Source organism: Stenotrophomonas sp. TD3 (genome assembly GCF_001939825.1).
Taxonomy (GTDB): Bacteria; Pseudomonadota; Gammaproteobacteria; order Xanthomonadales; family Xanthomonadaceae; genus Stenotrophomonas.
Genome location: NZ_MOYM01000001.1, coordinates 3,112,063 through 3,131,178 on the forward strand (window position 1 = coordinate 3,112,063; position 19,116 = coordinate 3,131,178).

General features: G+C 66.6%; 20 protein-coding genes. 11 read left to right on the forward strand and 9 right to left on the reverse strand.

Going from position 1 to position 19,116, the window contains the following annotated elements; translation table 11 throughout:
* Nucleotides 1–7: 7 nt before the first annotated feature.
* The gene (locus tag BKE09_RS14525) at nt 8–733 is read right to left on the reverse strand and encodes an ABC transporter ATP-binding protein (RefSeq protein ID WP_014038558.1); all 726 of its coding nucleotides are present in this window, start codon (nt 731–733) and stop codon (nt 8–10) included.
* A gap of 35 nt (nt 734–768) precedes the next feature.
* Nucleotides 769–2,046, reverse strand: coding sequence for an efflux RND transporter periplasmic adaptor subunit (locus BKE09_RS14530; RefSeq protein ID WP_075676191.1), 1,278 nt, complete (start codon nt 2,044–2,046; stop codon nt 769–771).
* 203 nt (nt 2,047–2,249) lie between these two features.
* Here BKE09_RS14530 and glmS point away from each other — a divergent pair, with 203 nt between their 5' ends.
* Complete coding sequence (gene glmS, locus BKE09_RS14535; protein WP_075676192.1) at nt 2,250–4,088, forward strand: glutamine--fructose-6-phosphate transaminase (isomerizing); 1,839 nt, start codon at nt 2,250–2,252, stop codon at nt 4,086–4,088.
* A 447-nt stretch (nt 4,089–4,535) separates the two neighbouring features.
* A complete protein-coding gene (locus tag BKE09_RS14540; protein ID WP_014038555.1) occupies nt 4,536–4,967 on the forward strand; it encodes a CBS domain-containing protein in 432 nt (143 codons plus the stop codon).
* Between the two features lie 66 nt (nt 4,968–5,033).
* On the opposite strand, the gene BKE09_RS14545 is transcribed toward BKE09_RS14540, so the two are convergent.
* On the reverse strand, nt 5,034–5,462 hold the full coding sequence (locus tag BKE09_RS14545; protein WP_075676193.1) for a VOC family protein: 429 nt from the start codon (nt 5,460–5,462) through the stop codon (nt 5,034–5,036).
* 94 nt (nt 5,463–5,556) lie between these two features.
* Complete coding sequence (gloA, locus tag BKE09_RS14550; protein ID WP_075676194.1) at nt 5,557–6,075, reverse strand: lactoylglutathione lyase; 519 nt, start codon at nt 6,073–6,075, stop codon at nt 5,557–5,559.
* 126 nt (nt 6,076–6,201) lie between these two features.
* Between gloA and BKE09_RS14555 the strand changes: the two genes are divergently transcribed.
* A complete protein-coding gene (locus BKE09_RS14555; protein WP_075676195.1) occupies nt 6,202–7,314 on the forward strand; it encodes a PLP-dependent cysteine synthase family protein in 1,113 nt (370 codons plus the stop codon).
* Nucleotides 7,315–7,382: 68 nt separating this feature from the next.
* Here the strand turns inward: BKE09_RS14555 and BKE09_RS14560 are convergent, their stop codons facing one another.
* Entirely contained in the window at nt 7,383–7,787 is a 405-nt protein-coding gene (locus tag BKE09_RS14560) for a hypothetical protein (RefSeq protein WP_014038551.1), read from the reverse strand.
* Nucleotides 7,788–7,952: 165 nt separating this feature from the next.
* Here BKE09_RS14560 and BKE09_RS14565 point away from each other — a divergent pair, with 165 nt between their 5' ends.
* Nucleotides 7,953–9,983: a M3 family metallopeptidase gene (locus BKE09_RS14565; protein WP_075676196.1), complete on the forward strand. Its 2,031-nt coding sequence runs from the start codon at nt 7,953–7,955 to the stop codon at nt 9,981–9,983.
* A 102-nt stretch (nt 9,984–10,085) separates the two neighbouring features.
* On the opposite strand, the gene BKE09_RS14570 is transcribed toward BKE09_RS14565, so the two are convergent.
* From BKE09_RS14570 to BKE09_RS14580, 3 genes are all read right to left on the reverse strand, one after another.
* Entirely contained in the window at nt 10,086–10,889 is an 804-nt protein-coding gene (locus tag BKE09_RS14570) for an SDR family oxidoreductase (protein ID WP_075676197.1), read from the reverse strand.
* Complete coding sequence (locus BKE09_RS14575) at nt 10,886–11,452, reverse strand: DUF1415 domain-containing protein (protein WP_075676198.1); 567 nt, start codon at nt 11,450–11,452, stop codon at nt 10,886–10,888. Before BKE09_RS14575 ends, BKE09_RS14570 begins: the two co-directional genes overlap by 4 nt.
* Before the next feature lie 101 nt (nt 11,453–11,553).
* The gene (locus BKE09_RS14580) at nt 11,554–12,036 is read right to left on the reverse strand and encodes a YajQ family cyclic di-GMP-binding protein (protein WP_014038547.1); all 483 of its coding nucleotides are present in this window, start codon (nt 12,034–12,036) and stop codon (nt 11,554–11,556) included.
* A 185-nt stretch (nt 12,037–12,221) separates the two neighbouring features.
* Between BKE09_RS14580 and BKE09_RS14585 the strand changes: the two genes are divergently transcribed.
* The 5 genes from BKE09_RS14585 to BKE09_RS14605 all read left to right on the forward strand — a co-directional run bounded on the left by BKE09_RS14585 (nt 12,222) and on the right by BKE09_RS14605 (nt 15,783).
* Nucleotides 12,222–13,118, forward strand: a complete 897-nt coding sequence (locus BKE09_RS14585; RefSeq protein WP_049444938.1) for a DMT family transporter — start codon at nt 12,222–12,224, stop codon at nt 13,116–13,118.
* Between the two features lie 179 nt (nt 13,119–13,297).
* Nucleotides 13,298–14,305 carry a methionine ABC transporter ATP-binding protein gene (locus tag BKE09_RS14590; protein ID WP_075676199.1) on the forward strand — a complete coding sequence of 336 codons (1,008 nt, stop codon included), beginning with the start codon at nt 13,298–13,300 and terminating at the stop codon, nt 14,303–14,305.
* Nucleotides 14,302–14,991 carry a methionine ABC transporter permease gene (locus tag BKE09_RS14595; protein WP_014038544.1) on the forward strand — a complete coding sequence of 230 codons (690 nt, stop codon included), beginning with the start codon at nt 14,302–14,304 and terminating at the stop codon, nt 14,989–14,991. Before BKE09_RS14590 ends, BKE09_RS14595 begins: the two co-directional genes overlap by 4 nt.
* Before the next feature lie 203 nt (nt 14,992–15,194).
* Nucleotides 15,195–15,473, forward strand: a complete 279-nt coding sequence (locus tag BKE09_RS14600) for a type II toxin-antitoxin system RelE/ParE family toxin (RefSeq protein ID WP_075676200.1) — start codon at nt 15,195–15,197, stop codon at nt 15,471–15,473.
* Nucleotides 15,474–15,483: 10 nt separating this feature from the next.
* Nucleotides 15,484–15,783 carry a HigA family addiction module antitoxin gene (locus BKE09_RS14605; RefSeq protein ID WP_075676201.1) on the forward strand — a complete coding sequence of 100 codons (300 nt, stop codon included), beginning with the start codon at nt 15,484–15,486 and terminating at the stop codon, nt 15,781–15,783.
* A 40-nt stretch (nt 15,784–15,823) separates the two neighbouring features.
* On the opposite strand, the gene BKE09_RS14610 is transcribed toward BKE09_RS14605, so the two are convergent.
* Nucleotides 15,824–16,426 carry a lipocalin family protein gene (locus tag BKE09_RS14610; RefSeq protein ID WP_075676202.1) on the reverse strand — a complete coding sequence of 201 codons (603 nt, stop codon included), beginning with the start codon at nt 16,424–16,426 and terminating at the stop codon, nt 15,824–15,826.
* Nucleotides 16,427–16,553: 127 nt separating this feature from the next.
* On the opposite strand from BKE09_RS14610, the gene BKE09_RS14615 reads away from it, so the two are divergent.
* Entirely contained in the window at nt 16,554–16,877 is a 324-nt protein-coding gene (locus tag BKE09_RS14615) for a hypothetical protein (protein ID WP_075676203.1), read from the forward strand.
* Between the two features lie 69 nt (nt 16,878–16,946).
* Complete coding sequence (locus BKE09_RS14620; protein ID WP_075676204.1) at nt 16,947–19,043, forward strand: prolyl oligopeptidase family serine peptidase; 2,097 nt, start codon at nt 16,947–16,949, stop codon at nt 19,041–19,043.
* Nucleotides 19,044–19,116 lie beyond the last annotated feature (73 nt).

The window sequence follows — 19,116 nt, forward strand, 5'->3', positions numbered from 1 at the left end:
CGGGACCTCACTCGTTGACGGCGACGATGTGGCGCGGCGGAGTAGCCAGCACCGGCTCGCGCACCAGGTCGGTGACCTGGCCGTCGACGATGTGCACGTTGCGCTGCGCGCGCGCGGCCAGTTCCGGGTCGTGGGTGACCATCACGATGGTGGTGCCAGCGGCATTGATCTCCTCCAGCAGTTCCATCACGCCGCGGGCCATCTGCGTATCCAGGTTGCCGGTCGGTTCGTCGGCCAGCAGCAGGCGCGGGCTGCCCGCCAGCGCACGCGCGATCGCCGCGCGCTGCTGCTGGCCACCAGACAGTTCATTCGGGTAGTGCTTCATGCGCGAGCCCAGGCCGACCTGGGTCAGCGCCTTCTCGATGCGTTCGCGGCGCTCGTTGGCGCTCATCTTCCGGTAACGCAGCGGCACGTCGACGTTGTCGAACAGGTTCAGGTCCGGGATCAGGTTGAAGCCCTGGAAGATGAAGCCGATCTTCTGGTTGCGCAGGCGGCTGCGGGCATCGTCGCCCAGCGTGCTCACGTCCTGGCCGTCGAGCATGTAGGTGCCACTGGTGAAGGTTTCCAGCAGGCCGGCGATGTTGAGGAAGGTGGTCTTGCCGGAGCCGGACGGGCCGGTGACGGCAACGAACTCGCCTTCCTTGACCTGCAGTTCCAGTGAGCGCAGCGCGTGGGTTTCCACCTGTTCGGTACGGAAGACCTTGGCGACCGAACGCATTTCGAGCATGTACATGGGGTGTCCTCTCTCCAGGATTCAGGTATCAGGTATCAGTTGACGGAGACGCGTTCGGCGTCCTTGAACAGGTCGCTGCCGGAGACCACGATGCGATCGCCCGGCTGCACACCCGACTTGATTTCCACTTCGCCCAGGCTGCTGACGCCCAGTTCCACCGGACGCCGCACCGCGGTGCGGCCATCCATCACGTAGGCCACGCCATTGCCCTGTTCGACGAACGGGCCGCGCTCGACCTTCAGCACGTTCTTGCGGGTATCGAGCAGCACGCGCACCGACATCCGCTGGCTCTGGCGCAGGCCTTCCGGCTGCGCACTGGCGAAGCGCACGCGGGCGTTGACCTCGCCGTTGACCACCTCGGGCGACACCGCGCTGATCTCGCCCGGGAACGGCTGGCCGTTGCCGCCGGTCAGCTGCGCCGGCATGCCGATGGCCAGGTCGCGGGCGAAGCTTTCCGGTACCTTGATCTCGACCTCGAACTTGGACAGGTCGACCACACCCAGTACCGGCGCGTTGGCGGCCAGATTGGTGGACTGGATCGCCTGCACCTGGCCGACCTGGCCGTCGAACGGCGCGCGCAGGGTCAGTGCATCGACCTGGCGCTGCACTTCGGCGACCACGGCCTTCTGGCGGTCGGCCAGCAGGCGCTTGTTGCGGGCGTCCAGGTCTGCGCCCTGGCTCTGCAGGCGCGCGTCGGTGGTGGCGTTGGCCAGGGTGATGTCGGCCTTCTTCAACGAGTCCTTGGCCCTGGCCAGGTCGATCTGTGGCACCGCACCGCCGTCGTAGCCGCGCTGGTAGCGCTGCAGGTCACGGTCGGCGGCCTGGCGTTCGATGGTGGCCTGGTCGGTTTCCTTGCGCGACTTGGCGCGGGCCAGGGTGGCGTCCAACGCGGCACGGCTGGCCTCGGCTTCCAGGCCGGCCAGGGTGGCCTGTTCCTGGGCCAGTTTGCTGCGCAGTTCCGGGCTGTCGATGATCGCCAGTTCCTGGCCCTTCTTGACCACGTCACCGGCGACCACCTTCAGGTCCACGGTACCGGCCGAGATGGCGTACAGGATCGGGCTGTTGGCGGCGATCACCCGGCCGTCGGCAGCGATGTCACGGACCAGGTCACCCTGCTTCACTTCGGCGATGCGCACGCGGCTGCTGTCGAAGGAGCGACTGGCGTTGGACCAGGCATGCACCGCCCAGCCGATGGCGGCGAGCAGCGCGATGGCCCCCAGCGCAGGCCAGCGATAGCGCTGCCAGTTTGCACGGGGGAGGCTGGCGGGGGCGGAGGAAACGATCTGGTCCTGTGCGGAAGTGTCGCGGATCATCGGGTGCGTGCCTGACGGTGGTAGCCAGTACCAAGCACGTAGCGTGCCAACTTTATTTCATTTGAGATCAATGGGTTGGAGGGTGCATCGAAGTGTCCGGGTGTCCGCGGACACCTTTCCGGACACTTTCATTAAGCGGACAGGAGGGGGAAGCGGGGCACGCAGGCTAGAATGCGCCGATCGTCTTCAAGGAAACGCGTGACATGTGTGGAATCGTGGGTGCAATCGCCGATCGTGACGTGGTACCGGTGCTGATCGAGGGCCTGAAGCGGCTTGAGTACCGTGGTTACGACTCCTCGGGTATCGCGGTGATCGACCACGCCGAGCGCCCCGAGGTACGTCGTGTCCGTCGTACTGGTCGCGTGTCGGAAATGGCCACGGCGGCCGAGGCCGAAGGCTTCACCTCGGTGCTGGGCATTGGCCACACCCGCTGGGCCACGCATGGGGGTGTCACTGAGGCCAACGCGCATCCGCACATCAGCCAGGGCGTCGCGCTGGTGCACAACGGCATCATCGAGAACCACGAAGAGCAGCGCGAGAAGCTGCGCGCGATGGGCTATACGTTCGAATCGCAGACCGATACCGAAGTCATCGCGCACCTGATCCATCATCACCTGAAGGGCGGCGACGACCTTCTGGTGGCGTTGCAGCACACGGTGAAGGAGCTGACCGGTGCCTATGCGCTGGCCGTGGTCAGTCGCGCCGAACCGGAGCGCTTCGTCTGCGCGCGCATGGGCTGCCCGCTGCTGATCGGCCTGGGCGAGGGCGAGAACTTCGTCGCCTCCGACGTCTCGGCGGTGATCTCGGCCACCCGCAAGGTGATCTTCCTGGAAGAGGGCGACACCGCCGAGATCCGTCGCGACGGCGTGCGCATCTTCGATGAGCATGACCAGCCGATCGAGCGTGACGTGCACCTGTCCGATGTGTCGCTGGCATCGCTGGAGCTGGGTCCGTACCGCCACTTCATGCAGAAGGAAATCCACGAGCAGCCGCGCGCGCTGGGCGACACCATCGAGGCGGCGATCGATGCCGGTGGTTTCCCGGCCGAACTGTTCGGCAAGAATGCCGAAGCGGTGCTGTCCGGCATCGAAGGCGTGCAGATCATCGCCTGCGGTACCAGCTACTACTCCGGCCTGACCGCGCGCTACTGGATCGAAGCCATCGCCGGGCTGCCGTGCAGCGTGGAGATCGCCAGCGAGTACCGCTACCGCGCCGCGTATGCCAACCCGAAGCACCTGATCGTCACCATTTCCCAGTCCGGCGAAACGCTGGATACGATGGAAGCGCTGAAGTACGCCAAGTCGCTTGGCCACAAGCACACGCTGTCGATCTGCAACGTACCGGAAAGCGCGATTCCGCGTGCCAGCGAGCTGGTCTGCTACACCCGTGCCGGCGCCGAGATCGGCGTGGCGTCGACCAAGGCCTTCACCACCCAGCTGGCGGCGCTGTTCCAGCTGACCGTGGTGCTGGGCAAGCTGCACGGCCGCATCGACGCGGCGCAGGAAGCGGACTACCTGGAGCAGCTGCGCTTCCTGCCGGGCAGCGTGCAGCATGCACTGAACATGGAGCCGCAGATCGCCGCCTGGGCCGAGCGTTTCGCGCGCAAGAGCAGCGCGCTGTTCCTGGGGCGTGGCCTGCATTACCCGATCGCGCTGGAAGGCTCGCTCAAGCTCAAGGAAATCTCCTACATCCACGCCGAGGCCTACCCGGCGGGTGAGCTGAAGCATGGCCCGCTGGCGCTGGTGGACGAGGACATGCCGGTGGTGGTGATCGCCCCCAACGACAGCCTGCTGGAGAAGGTGAAGTCGAACATGCAGGAAGTGCGTGCGCGCGGCGGCGAGCTGTTCGTGTTTGCCGACCAGGACAGCAACTTCAACGAGTCCGAAGGCGTGCACGTGATCCGCACGCCGCGCCACGCCGGCGTGCTCAGCCCGATCGTGCACACCATCCCGGTGCAGCTGCTGGCTTACCACACCGCGCTGGCACGCGGCACCGACGTGGACAAGCCGCGCAACCTGGCCAAGAGCGTGACGGTGGAGTAAGGCATCCCCGAAGCTGTTGGATGCTGCATGCGAAAGGGGCCTGCGTGGCCCCTTTCGTTTGTGCCGGAGCCCGTGCGAAGTGGGACAGCTGCCGGGTGTTCTGTCCGCCGTCGGCAGCAGGCAATCAATCTTTAATGCGCGATGCCGCCTGTATTCAGCGGCGGTTTCAGCCGCGGTGCCATTCTCTGGATCGTCAGTTGGTTCCCACGACGAACTGTCCTATCGATGCCGGTAGTGACCGATGGTCGCAGTCGTAGAATCGATTTGACCGAGGTCCGGGTTGAGTCGTTGAGCCCACCTCGTTCGCGTTGCAGCACGTCGTCTGCCGAGCCATTCCAAGCGGCAGCCGGGTGCGCCAGACGTGCGCTGAAAGGTCTGTTCCCGGGGAGGGGGCGTATCGGAAGAGCACACTTTTTTGACTTCAGTGACCTGCACCAGGAAACAAGAATGAACGTCCGCGAACTCCTGCAATCCAAGAAAGAAGCTGTCATCACCATCGATGCCGAAGACACGATCGGTGCCGCCGCCCACAAGATGAGCGCGAACAGGATCGCTGCGCTGGTGGTGATGAAGGACGATGCCCCGGTGGGCATCATTTCCGAAAAGGACATCGTGCGTACCCTGGCCGACGACGGCCCGCAGGCCGGCCGCCGGGTGATTTCCAGCCTGCCGTCCACCGGCCTGGAGGGCATTGCGCCGGAAGCCACGCTGAAACAGGCCATGTCGTTGATGACGTACTCGCGGCGCCGTCATCTGATGGTCACTGAAGGCGCCCGCCTGGTCGGCATCCTCAGCCTGGGCGATATCGTGAAGAACCTGTTGGGCGAGCTGGAGCTGGAAAAGGCCGTGCTTCAGGACATCTACATGGCCGCCCACTGAGGCTGCGGCACTGGAAGCAGAGAAGCCGGGCATTGCCCGGCTTCTTCGTTCACGGCATCGGTGATATCAGAAAGTGACCTTCACCGAGTCGGCGCTGTAGCGGGCCGGACCGTGGTAGACCACTTCGATGTTGTTGCCATCCGGATCGAGCACGAAGGCGCCGTAGTAGCCCGGATGGTAGGGGCGTTCGCCCGGCACGCCGTTGTCGGTGCCGCCGGCGGCGATGGCTGCAGTGTGGAAGGCATCGACGGTGGCGCTGTCGCGCGCCTGGAAGGCCAGGTGATGGCGGCCGGTCAGCTGGCCGGCGGCAGCCTTGCTGCTGGCGCTGGAAATGAACAGTTCGTCGGCCCAGAAGAAGTCCGGCCCTTCGCCGCCCAGCGGAACGCCGATGGTGTCGAACACCGCCTGGTAGAAGCGGCGGCTGGCGGCCAGGTCACGCACCACCAGTTGCAGGTGGTCAATCAGACGGCCGCGGTGCAGTTCCATCGTTTCCATACGAACCTCGCAAAAAAGGGGACGGAGGGGATTAAGTCGCTTCCAGCCCAATAGTGCCAGAAACGGCTTAATCCCCTCCGTCCCCTTTTTCGGGTCAGGCGTTGGCGATGATCTCGACCCAGTAGCCGTCCGGGTCCTTGATGAAGGCCAGGTTCTTCATGCGGCCGTCGGTCAGGCGCTTCTGGAAGGCGACGCCGAGGTCCTCAAAGCGCTGGCAGGCGGCCTCGATGTCCGGCACCGACACGCAGATGTGACCGAAGCCGCGTGGGTCGCTGTTGCCGTCGTGGTAGACCGCGCCATCCTGGCTCTCGGTACCGTGGTTGTGGGTCAGTTCCAGCACGCCCGGCAGGCCGGCCATCCACACGCGGCGCTGGTTGTCGTCTTCCGGCACTACCGCGCCGGCCGGCACGTAGGCCAGGAAGTACAGGCTGAACTGGGCCTCGGCAAAGTCGCGCTTGTCGATCAGCTGGTAGCCGAGCACGCGGGTGTAGAAGTCCAGCGAGGCGGTGATGTCCTTGACCCGCAGCATGGTGTGGTTGAACACGAAGCCGGTGGTTTCGGCCGGGGCCTGGGCGGCGACGCCGGGGACATCGCGCAGGGCGGGAATGGTCATTGGGGGAGAACCTTCAGGCAGGGCCGTTGCCGGCCGGATGGCCCCATTCTAGCGACCGGCACCTGACCGCATCGCGACATATAATGTCGTGATCGAACCGATTCGTCCTGACACCGATGGCCCGCCATGTCGCAGCGTGAATGGGTGGCTGCGGCCATCCGCAAGATCGAAGCCGATTTCAACCGTTCCGCCGATACCCACCTGATCCCGCTGGCGCTGCCCGGGTTCGAGGGCATCGATCTGTACCTGAAGGACGAGTCGAGCCATCCCACCGGCAGCCTCAAGCACCGGCTGGCGCGCTCGCTGTTCCTGTATGCGTTGACCAACGGCTGGTTGCGCGAGGGCCGGCCGGTGATCGAGGCCTCCAGCGGCTCGACCGCCGTCTCCGAAGCCTATTTCGCCCGCCTGCTGGGCCTGCCGTTCATTGCGGTGATCCCGGCGACCACCTCGCCGGAAAAGATCGCGGCGATCGAGTTCCACGGGGGGCGCTGCCACCTGGTCGAGCGCGCCTGCGATCTCAACTGTGATTCGGAAAAGCTGGCCCGAGAAACCGGCGGCCACTTCATGGACCAGTTCACCTATGCCGAGCGCGCGACCGACTGGCGCGCCAACAACAACATCGCCGAATCCATCTTCAAGCAGATGGCCGAAGAGCCCAGCCCGGTTCCGGAGTGGATCGTCTGCAGCCCCGGCACCGGCGGTACCGCCGCCACGCTGGGGCGTTATGTCAGCTACCGCCGGCATGACACCCGCATCCTGTGCGCGGACCCGGAAGTGTCGGTGTTCTTCGACGGCTACAAGGCCGCCGTGGCCGGTGAACAGGACTGGCGCGGACTGACCTGCAGCGGTGGCTCGCGCGTGGAAGGCATCGGCCGGCCACGGGTGGAGCCGAGTTTCATCCCGACCAGCGTCGATGCGATGGTGAAGGTGCCCGACGCGCTGAGCCTGGCCGCGATGCGCCATGTCAGCCGCCAGCTCGGCCGCCGTGTCGGTGGCTCCACCGGCACCAATTTCATCGGCGTGCTGCAGGCGGCGCAATGGATGCGCGAGGCGGGCCACCAGGGCAGCATCGTCAGCATCCTGTGCGACAGCGGCGAGCGCTACGCGCAGAGCTATTACGACCCGGCGTGGTATGGGCGGCAGGGCATCGATGTCGACGGCGCCGATGCGCAGCTGGCAGCGGCGGTGGCCGGGCAGGGCTTGCCCGAACTGCCGTGGTGCAGCCTGGAAGCGTTGTAGCGCCCTTGTAGGGTCGAGCCATGCTCGATCAGGGAAAGAGCCGTCGAGCATGACTCGACGCTACAGATTCAATATCCCGCCGCGGTGAACGCATCCAGCACGGCGTCGCGCAGCGCATCTGGCAAGGCCTCGATGTCCATCGCGCGGTCATCCAGGTGCAGGCTGGGGTCCAGGATGCTGGCGCGGCCCTGGGCCAATGCCTGCAGCCACAGCAGCACGCAGATCACGAACTCGCGCTCGTGGCCCAGCTGCAGCTGGCTGGCGCCGCGCTCGACCACTTCGAACGGGTACCACTCCTGGGCGTCGTTGAAAGTGCCGCCCTGCTGCAGCACCGCCTGCAGCTGTTGCAGGTGGCGCGGGGCGTCATCGCCGGCATCGCACAGCGCGGCGATCCAGGTCAGTTCGGCCGGACTGGCGGACAGCGCCAGCGACCGCGCCGGTGAGGTGGATGCAACTGCAGCCAGACCTTCCATGTGGGGCCTCGTTTGGTACCTACCGCTGCGGACTCCCCCGCAGCCAGAGCTTCGGTGCGTGACCGTAAGGCCGATGTGAATGCCGCGCCCCCTTGTCAGCCACGCCTGCCAGCGCCATATCTACCGGGCTGCCCGCCCGCCGGGCCCGTTCCCTGGAGATCTGCCGTGACCGTTGCCAACCCCCTGCTCGATGTTTCCGGCCTGCCGCGCTTCGAGGCGATCCGCCCCGAGCACGTCGCACCGGCGCTGGATGTGCTGCTGGCCGAGGCCGAAGCTGCCGTCAGCAAGGCCGAGCAGGTGCAGCCGGTGCGCTGGGAGACCTTCGTCGCCCCGCTGGACGATGCCACCGAGCGCCTGTGGCGCGCCTGGGGCCTGGTCGGCCACCTGCAGGGCGTGGTCAACACCCCGGAACTGCGTGAGGCCTACAACAGCAACCTGCCGCGGGTGACCCGCTTCGCCAGCGCGCTGGGCCAGAACCTGGCGTTGTACCGCCAGTACCAGGCACTGGCTGCCAGCCCGGAGGCCGCGCACTTCGACGAGGCCCAGCGCAAGGTGCTGGACAACACGCTGCGTGATTTCCGCCTGGGGGGGGGCGAGCTGGCGCCCGAGGCGCAGCAGCGCTTTGCTGCGATCAAGGAGGACCTGTCGGCGCTGTCGGCGAAGTTCTCGCAGAACGTGCTCGATGCCACCGATGCGTGGTCGCTGATCATCGAGGACGAGGCGCGACTGAACGGCCTGCCGGAGGACGTGAAGGCCGCCGCGCACGCTGCGGCGGAAAAGGAGGGCAAGACCGGCTGGAAGCTGACCCTGCAGATGCCGTGTTACCTGCCGGTGCAGACCTGGGCCGAAGACCGCGATCTGCGCGAGATCCTGTACCGCGCCAGCGCGCAGCGTGCGTCCGAATTCGGTGATGACGCGCTGGACAACAGCAGCAACATCGACCGCATTCTCGCCCTGCGCGCGGAGCTGGCCGCGCTGCTCGGCTTCGCTTCGTACGGCGATTGTTCGGTGGCGACCAAGATGGCGCAGGACCCGGCCGAAGTGCTGGGCTTCCTGCGCGACCTGGCCGCACGCGCCAAGCCGTTCGCCGCCAAGGATCGCGCCGAGCTGGAGCAGTTCGCGCGCGAACAGTTGGGCATCGAGACACTGCAGGCCTGGGACCTGGCATTCGCCGCCGACCGCCTGAAGCAGGCGCGCTACAGCTATTCCGAGCAGGAGGTGAAGCAGTACTTCACCGAACCGAAGGTGCTGGGCGGCCTGTTCTCGGTGATCGAGCAGCTGTACGGCCTGCAGGTGCAGGAGGACAGTGCGCCGGTCTGGCATGAAGACGTGCGCTTCTTCCGCCTGGTCGATGCGCAGGGCGCGCTGGTGGGCCAGTTCTACCTGGACCTGTACGCACGCGAAGGCAAGCGCGGCGGTGCGTGGATGGACGATTGCCGCAACCGCCGCGAGCGTGCCGACGGCAGCGTGCAGACCCCGCTGGTCTACCTGGTGTGCAACTTCGGCCGTGGTGCCAACGGCAAGCCGGCCACCTTCAGCCACAACGAAGTGACCACGCTGTTCCATGAGATGGGCCACGGCCTGCACCAGCTGCTGACCCGCATCGGTGAGCTGGGCGTGGCCGGCATCAACGGCGTGGAATGGGACGCGGTGGAGCTGCCCAGCCAGTTCATGGAGAACTTCTGCTGGGAATGGGACCACCTGCAGGGCATGACCGCGCACGTGGACAGTGGCGAGCCGCTGCCGCGCGCGCTGTACGAGCGCATGCTGGCCGCGCGCAATTTCCACAGCGGCATGGCCACGGTGCGCCAGCTGGAGTTCGGCCTGTTCGACATGCTGCTGCACAGCCAGTTCGAACCGGCGCAGGACAGCGTGCTGGCACTGCTGGACCGCGTGCGCGCGGAAGTGGCCGTGAACCACCCGCCGGTCTGGAACCGCTTCCCGCACCAGTTCAGCCATATCTTCGCCGGTGGTTACGCCGCAGGTTACTACAGCTACAAGTGGGCCGAAGTGCTCAGCGCCGATGCCTACGCCGCGTTCGAGGAAGCGCCGCAGGCACTGGCTGAAACCGGTGCACGCTTCCGCGATGAGATCCTGTCGCGTGGTGGCAGCCGCCCGGCGGCGGAGAACTTCAAGGCCTTCCGCGGCCGCGCGCCGCAGATCGACGCGCTGCTGCGCCACTCGGGCATGGCATAAGGTATTTGGTAGGTGCCAACCTGGGTTGGCACGTTACCGCTATTCACGCATGGCGTGGATCTACCGGAATGCCGGCCAGCGGCCGGCACTACCGGAGGCGGGTCATTCGGCGTAGATCATCTTCCGGGTCATGCCGCCGTCGACGATGAAATCCTGGCCGGTGCTGAAACCGGACAGTGATGACAGCAGGTACACCGCCAGCGCGCCGATGTCCTCGGGACGGCCGACCCGGCCGGCCGGGTGCTGCGCCTGGTCGATGGCCGAGTACTCCGGCGCGTGTCGGCGCGAGGGAGCCTGCCAGGCGGTGGTGCCGATCCAGCCCGGACTGATGCTGTTGACCCGCACCGCCGGGCCGGCACTGATCGCCAGTGCATGGGTGAACGCCACCAGCCCACCTTTGGCCGCAGCATAGGCCTCGCTGTGCGCTTCGGATTGCCAGGCGCGGGTCGAGGCGATGTTGATGATCGCGCCGGCAGCACTGGCCGTCAGCGCCGGTAGTGCATGCTTGCTGCACAGGAAGGCACCGTGCAGCGAGGACAGGCGACGCTGCCACTCGTGCCAGTCCATGTCCTGCAGCAGCGTGCCATGCGGTCCGGCGATGCCCGCGTTGTTGACCAGCCCGTCGATGCGGCCGAAACGCTGCAAGGCGACGGCGATGAAGTCGCGCACGCTGGCTTCGTCGGTGATGTCCAGGCGCTGGAATGCGGCGGCGTCACCGCGCTGCCATTCCGCCAGACACGCATCGCCAGCCTCCACGTCCAGGTCGCCGATCAGCACGCGTCCGCCGGCACCGAGCACGGCCTGGGCGATGCCACGGCCGATGCCGTTGGCGCCGCCGGTGACCAGCACCACCTTGCCCGACAGCGGCGCGGCCGGCCATGCGGCAATCGGCGGCACCGTGCTCACGTCAGGTCTCCGCCACGCAGGCGGCGATGCCAGCCGTCCACACCGATGCGGTCCAGGGTCTGGATGTTGCGCTCGACGATCACGCCCGGGTCCGGATAGACATCCACCGCGCGCGCCACGCTGTCTTCGCGCAGCAGGTGCAGGGTGGGGAAGGGCGCGCGATTGGTGTAGTTACTGGCGTCGTCCGCTGCCACGCCGTCGAACTGGTAGTCCGGGTGGAAGCTGGCCACCTGCAGGATGCCCTGCAGGTCCAGTGCCTCGATCGCCGCGTCGGCGTTGTCGAGGAAATCGTTGTAGTCGAGGAAGTCGGTCAGCACCTGCGGATGCACGATCAGCGTTGTGTCGATCTGTTCGGCCGGCGTATCGCGCAGCAGCACCAGTTCCTCGGCCAGCTGCTCAACCAGGGCTTCCGGCGTGGTCGCATCGCTGAGCACGATGCGGACCTGGTCCTTCACATACACCGCCTTGGCGAACGGACACAGGTTCAGGCCGATGACGATGCGCTCCAGCCACAGGCGGGTGGCGGCGATCGGGTCATCGGTGGGCAGGTGGGAATCGGTCATGGCGGGCACGTCGGCTGGCGGGGCCGTCATTGTAGGCGCGTCGCTGGCAACGCGCCGTCGTACCTGCCGCTGGCAGCGTCGGGGCGTGCCCGGCGGATGCCTCAGTCGCGGAAGTTGTTGAACTGCAGCGGCAGCTCGAACTTGCCGGCCTTGAGTACGGCGATGGCGTCCTGCAGGTCGTCGCGCTTCTTGCCCTGCACGCGCAGCTTGTCGCCGTTGATCTGGCTTTCCACCTTCAGCTTGGCATCCTTCAGCGCCGCCGCGATCTTCTTGGCGATCTTCTGCTCGATGCCCTGCTTGACGGTGATCTTCTGCCGGGCCTGGGCCAGGTTGGTCTCGATGTCGCCGAACTCCAGGCTGAGCACGTCGATGCCGCGTGCGGCCAGGCGTGCGCGCAGGATGTCGTTCATCTGCTTGAGCTGGAACTCGGTCGGCGCGGTCTGGTTGATCACATCGCCGTCGCGCTCGAACTTGGCGTCCACGCCCTTGAAGTCGAAGCGGGTGCTCAATTCGCGGTTGGCCTGGTCGATGGCGTTGGTCAGCTCGTGGGTGTCGACTTCGGACACGACGTCGAAGGAAGGCATGGGCGATGCTCCGCAGGATTCAGTGGTGGCCATTCTATCGCGAGGGCCCGCATGACTGCTTTCTGTAGAGTCGAGCCATGCTCGACTGCTCTTCACAAGGCAGTCGAGCATGGCTCGACTCTACAGAAGGGCGGCAGTCGAGCAAGCTCGACTCTACAATCCGGTGTGGTCGGCGATAATGGGCCATGAACGTGCAACGCTCCCCCTCGCGTGCGGTGGCCTGGATGGTCGCGGCAGTCGCCTGTTTCTCGCTGATGGACGCTGGCATGAAGCAGCTGTCGGCCAGCTATCCGACGCTGGAAGTGACCTTCCTGCGCGGCGCGGCCTCGTTGCCGTTCGTGCTGGTCTGGGTGCTGGCCAGCGCCGGGCCGCGCTCGCTGGTGCCGCGTCGCTGGGGCCTGCACCTGCTGCGTGGCGCGCTGGGCATGGCGATGATCGGCTGCTTCGTGTTCGCCCTGCGCGACCTGCCGCTGTCCACCGCCTACACCATCTATTTCGTCGCCCCGCTGCTGATCGCCGCACTGTCGGTGCCGCTGCTGGGCGAACGGGTCGGGCCGCGGCGCTGGGTCGCCATCGGCATTGGCCTGGTCGGCGTGCTGGTGGTGCTGCGGCCGGGCGTGGACGGTTTCATCTCGGTGCCCGGCCTGATGGTGCTGGCCGCGGCCACTGCCTATGCCGTGGCGGCGATCACGGTCAGCCTGCTGACCCGCACCGATACCTCGCAGTCGATGGTGGTCTGGTTCCTGGTGATCATGGCCATCGGCGCCGGCCTGCTGTCCCTTCCCGGCTGGGTGCCGCTGCAGCTGGCGCATGCGCCGCTGATCGCCGGCATGGGCCTGGCCGGGGCGCTGGGCCAGATCGCCCTGACCAAGGCGTTCCAGCTGGGCGAGGCTTCGATGATCGCGCCCTTGGAGTACAGCGGGCTGGTCTGGGTGATCGGCTGGGACCTGGCCTTCTGGGGCCAGCTGCCCGATGGCTATACCTGGGTGGGCGCGGCGATCATCGTCGCCTCTGGCCTGTACCTGCTGCACCGCGAGCGGGTGAACCGGCAGGAACCGCCGAAGCCGCTGGATCATCCCTGAGTCGGTTGGGCCAGGGAATGGGGTCAGAGCCCCTGCGGGGATCCGACCCCAACCAACACGCCGGTGCGGGCGCCTTAGAACCAAAAGGAATAACATTCTGGCTCATGTCGCGGGCGCGCGACCGCCTGCGCTGGTAGGCTGCACGCCCCCTTCCGTCACCCAGCCGGTGAGCCACGCCCGTGATCGAGTTCCAGCGCCTGCACAAATCCTATGCCGTTGCCGGCCGCGAAGTCAGCGCGCTGCAACCGCTGGACCTGACCATCGAGGCCGGTGAGGTATTCGGCATCATCGGCCATTCCGGCGCGGGCAAGTCGACCCTGATCCGCATGATCAACCGCCTGGAAGAACCCAGCGGTGGCCGTCTGCTGATCGGTGGCGAGGATGTCACCGCACTGGACGCGGACGGCCTGCGTACGCTGCGCCGGCGCATCGGCATGATCTTCCAGCACTTCAACCTGCTGTCGTCGCGCACGGTGGCTGGCAATGTCGCCTTCCCGCTGGAGCTGGCCGGCACGCTGAAGGCGGAGATCGACGCGCGCGTAGCCGAGCTGCTGCAGACCGTGGGCCTGGAAGCGCATGCGCAGAAGTATCCGGCGCAGCTGTCCGGTGGCCAGAAGCAGCGCGTCGGCATCGCCCGTGCGCTGGCGACCCGCCCGCAGATCCTGCTGTGCGACGAGGCCACCAGTGCGCTGGATCCGCAGACCACGGCCTCGGTGCTGTCGCTGCTGTCGAAGATCAACCGCGAGCTGGGCCTGACCATCGTGTTGATCACCCACGAGATGGACGTGATCCGCCGTGTCTGCGACCGCGTTGCCGTGCTCGATGCCGGGCAGATGGTCGAGACCGGACCGGTTACCCGGGTGTTCCTGCATCCGCAGCACCCGACCACGCGCCGGTTCGTCAGCGAATCGGAGCACGTGGACGAAGGGGCGTTGCACCGCGATTTCGACGTGGTGGGCGGGCGCATCGTGCGCCTGACCTTCCTCGGCGGCGACACCTACGAACCCCTGCTCGGCAGCGTCGCGCGCCAGACCGGGGTCGACTACAACATCCTGTCCGGCCGTATCGACCGGATCAAGGACACCCCCTATGGCCAGCTGGTGGTCGCCCTGGTGGGCGGTGACCAGTCCGCCGCGCAGGCCGCCTTCGTGGCTGCCGGCGTGCATGTCGAGGAGCTGCGTCGATGATCATCGCCACTGCCGGCGGTTTCTTCCGCCACCTGGATGCGGGCAAGTGGGCCGACATCGGCCAGGCCACCATCGACACCCTGCTGATGCTGCTCGGTTCGCTGCCGCTGACCCTGGCCATCGGCCTGCCGCTGGGCGTGCTGCTGTACCTGTTCGGTGCGCCGCAGATGAAGCGCCGGCCGTTTGCCTATGGCGTGCTGGCGCTGGTGGTGAACCTGCTGCGTTCGGTGCCCTTCATCATCCTGATGATCGTGTTGATTCCGGTCACGCTGTTCCTGATGGGGACGTCGCTGGGCGTGCGCGGCGCGATCGTGCCACTGGTGATCGGCGCAGCGCCGTTCTACGCGCGCCTGGTCGAGACCGCGCTGCGCGAAGTGGACCGTGGCGTGATCGAGGCGACCCAGGCGATGGGCGCCACCACCTGGCAGCTGGTCACCCGCGTGCTGCTGCCGGAAGCGCGTCCTGGCCTGATCGCCGGTGCGACGGTCACCACCGTGGCCCTGATCGGCTTCACCGCGATGGGCGGTGCGATCGGTTCCGGCGGCCTTGGTGACCTGGCGTTCCGCGACGGCTACCAGCGTTCGCACACCGACGTGGCCCTGGTTACCGTGGTCCTGCTGCTGGTGCTGGTGCAGCTGCTGCAGATGCTCGGCGACCGCCTGGTCGCGCATTACAGCCGCAAGTAACCGCTACGCCTGCCGGGAATACCCGGCAGGGTCGCGGTAGTGCCGGCCGGCAGCCTGCAGCCTGCAGCGTGTCGACATTGTGCCTGTCATAGCGCCAGGCTCTGGAAGCCGCCACGCCCATCAGGAATCGATATCGCCAGACTGGGACTGGCAGCACATCGCGTTCCTTGGTATGTTCCGTTCAACGTAATGCGTTGAACGGAATGATCCGTTCATTCCGCTGCAGGCAGACCCGCGCCCTGTTTGAAGGAGCCTGCCCACGCGCCTGGCGCCAGATCCGGCGAGTGGCGGAACGCAAACTGCAACTGCTCGACTCGGCACAGACGTTGGCCTTCCTCCGCAGCCCGCCCGGGAACCGCCTCGAGGTGCTGTCAGGCGATCGAAGAGGGCAGTACAGCCTTCGCATCAACGATCAATGGCGGCTCTGCTTTATCTGGACCGACGGCGGCGCCGATGCCGTGGAAATTGTTGACTATCACTGAGGTGCCCGCCATGAAGCGTCCCCACAACGGCATGCGCGCCATCCATCCTGGCGAGATCCTGCGTGAAGAATTCCTGCTGCCCCTGGCGCTGAGCGTGAATGCGCTGGCGAAGGCCCTGGATGTGCCCGCAACGCGACTGCACACCATCGTGCACGGCCAACGCAGCATTTCGGCGGACACTGCAGCGCGGCTGGCGCGGCATTTTGGTGGGGATGCCGCGTCCTGGCTCGCGATGCAGGCGGCCTACGATCTCAAGACATTGCCAACGCGCAGCGAAATCGAACGCCGGGTGCAGCCACGCGCGGCGTGAAGTCCGGGCGCTCGGACCCGGCTCCGCACCCACGACCCGATCAACGCGCGTTCGGTACTTCGTAGCCCAGCTTGCCGACCTGTTCCGGATGCTGCGGCACGCGCTTGAGCTTGTCGGTGTTCACGCCGTACTCGTCGCGCAGGCGCTCGGCCAGCTCCTTGTACAGGGCTTTGTCCATGTCCGGCTTGCGCGCGAAGATCCAGGCCATCTCGCGGCCCGGATAACCGATCAGTGCCCATGAATAGTCCGGGGCGACTTCCAGTACCCGCGAATGGGTCGGCACCACGCGATAGAACCAGGTTCGCCAGCCATGGTTGCCGCTGTCCGGATCGACGCTGGCACGTGCGCGTATTTCCTGCAGCGGTTCGCCGAAGCCATCACGGTAGCGGTAGGTGATGCCGACCTTGTGCTCGTCGCGCAGCTCGTACTCGTTGACGCTGGCGACATGCCCGCGTTCGATGAAGTTCGGCACGCGGCCGATCACATACCAGGTGCCCATGAAGCGCTTCAGGTCGATCGGCGCCCCCGGGTCGGCCGCGTCGGGGGCGCTGGCGCGGGGCGACGGCGGCTCACTGGCGGCCATGGCAGGACCTGCCAGGGACAGAGCCAGCAGCACGGCGCAGAACGGGCGGATCGAAGTCATGCGGGAGCGGGCTCCAGTGGGCTTGCACGCGCATGGTCGACTGTGTGCACGCGATCCGTCAATGGTGTCGCATCCTGTGAGAAGGGGCTTGCCCAAGCTGTGTTGCACTGTCTACCGGAGAAGCCCCATGAACGCTCGTTCCGTCCGTCGCCCTGCAACTGAACGCGTCATCGATCGCGCCGACCCGCGCCTGCTGCGTGGCGTGCGGCAGCTGGCCCTGGCTGGGCTGGCGCTGGTACTGGTCTGGCCGGCGGCACGTGGCAGCAGCGCGTGGTTGGGCTGGCTGCCGATGTGGCTGGTGGGCATGCCGCTCGCGGCCTGGTGGGCGCTGCTGCGCTTTCCGCTGCCGCGCCTGTCATGGCGGCGGCTGGCGCGGCGTACCGGTGGACAGGCGCGCCGTCGGCCGGTTCCCGCCGCACGCGGCCGGCGCAGCCCTGCGGCCACGGCCTGACCTTCGACACGGGGGAGGCTGCGACATTCCGTGCTAGCGTTCCACGGCTTATGACTGCCTGGAGCTGCAATGTCACGACTCGCTTCCGCCTGCCTGCTGGCCGGCATGATGACCGCTGCCTCGGTGGGGACCGCCGTGGCCGCTGAAGACACCGATCGCTACGCCTGGCTGGAGGACGTCACCGGCGACAAGCCGCTGTCCTGGGTCAAGGAACAGAATGCCAAGTCCGAGGCGCGCCTGGCGCAGACCCCGGCCTTCAAGCAGATGGAGACCAGCATCCGCGAGGTGCTCGATTCCGATGCCAAGATTCCCGGCGTGCAGAAGATCGGCGACTACTACTACAACTTCTGGAAGGACCAGCAGCACGAGCGCGGCCTGTGGCGCCGCACCACCCTGGCCGAGTACCGCAAGGCCTCGCCGCAGTGGGAGACCGTGCTCGACCTGGATGCACTGAACAAGGCCGAGGGTGAGAACTGGGTCTGGCACGGCGCCGATTGCCTGCGCCCGGATTACAGCCGCTGCCTGATCGCGCTGTCGCGCGGCGGCGCCGACGCCGACGTCACCCGTGAGTTCGACCTGGCCAACAAGACCTGGATCAAGGACGGCTTCTTCCGTCCGGAGTCGAAGGGTGGCCTCAACTGGGTCGACCGCGACACCGTGTTCGTCTACACCGACTTCGGTGCCGGCTCGATGACCACGTCCGGCTATCCGCGCGTGGCCAAGCTGTGGAAGCGCGGCACGCCGATGGCCTCGGCCACCGTGGTGTACGAAGGCAAGCCGGAAGACATGTACATCGCGGCGATGCACGATGACACCCCGGGCTTCGAGCGCAACCTGGTCAGCCGCACGCTGGCGTTCTACAACAACGAGCTCTACCTGCGTGGCGACGACGGCACGCTGACCAAGATCGACGCGCCGAACTCGGCCGAGAAGGGCCTGCACAAGCAGTGGCTGACCCTGGAACTGCGCGATCCGTGGACCGTGGGCGGCAAGACGTACGCGTCCGGTTCGCTGCTGGCGACGAAGCTGGACGACTTCCTGGCCGGCAAGCGCGACTTCGAGGTGCTGTTCACCCCGACCGCGACCACCTCGCTGGCCAGCGCCACCTGGACCAAAAGCCACCTGGTGCTGAACGTGCTGGACGACGTCAAGAACCGCCTGTCGGTGCTGACGCCGGGCGTCAATGGCTGGCAGACCAGTCGCTTCGTCGGTGCCCCGGCCTTCGGCACGCTGGCCGTGGGCGCGGTCGACAGCAATGACAGCGACGCGGTGTGGCTGACCGCCACCGATTACCTGACCCCGACCACGCTGGCCCTGGCCGAGATCGGCCAGGCACCGGAAACGCTGAAGACCATGCCGGCCTTCTTCGATGCCAAGGGCAAGGTGATCGAGCAGCACTTCGCCACCAGCAAGGACGGCACTCGCGTGCCGTACTTCGTGGTGCACGACAGGGCGATGAAGCTCGATGGCTCCAATCCGACCCTGCTGTACGGCTACGGTGGTTTCGAGATCTCGCTGACCCCGAGCTATTCCGGTGGCATGGGTCGCGCCTGGCTGGAGAAGGGCGGCGTGTACGTGGTCGCCAACATCCGTGGCGGCGGCGAGTACGGCCCGCGCTGGCACCAGGCGGCGCTGAAGCAGAACCGCCACAAGGCCTATGAAGACATGGCCGCGGTGGCGCGCGATCTGGTCAAGCGCAAGATCACCACCGCCAAGCATCTGGGCGTGCAGGGTGGCAGCAACGGTGGCCTGCTGACCGGCAACATGCTGACCCAGTACCCGGAACTGTTCGGTGCGGTGGTGGTGCAGGTGCCGCTGCTGGACATGAAGCGCTACAGCCACCTGTTGGCCGGCGCCTCGTGGATGGCCGAGTACGGCAACCCGGATACCAGCGACTGGGAGTTCATCAAGACCTTCTCGCCGTACCACCTGTTCAACGCGAAGAAGAACTACCCGCCGGTGCTGTTCACCACCTCCACCCGCGATGACCGCGTGCACCCGGGCCACGCCCGCAAGATGGCGGCGAAGATGATCGACGCCGGCAAGGACGTGACCTACTACGAGAACATCGAAGGTGGCCACGGCGGCGCAGCCAACAACGCACAGGCCGCGCACATGTCCGCGCTGGCCTACAGCTTCCTGTGGGAGCGGTTGGGCGGCAAGTGATGGAATGAAAAACGCCGCCCTCGGGCGGCGTTTTTCTTTGGGGCTACATATCCACGCATGGCGTGGATCTACC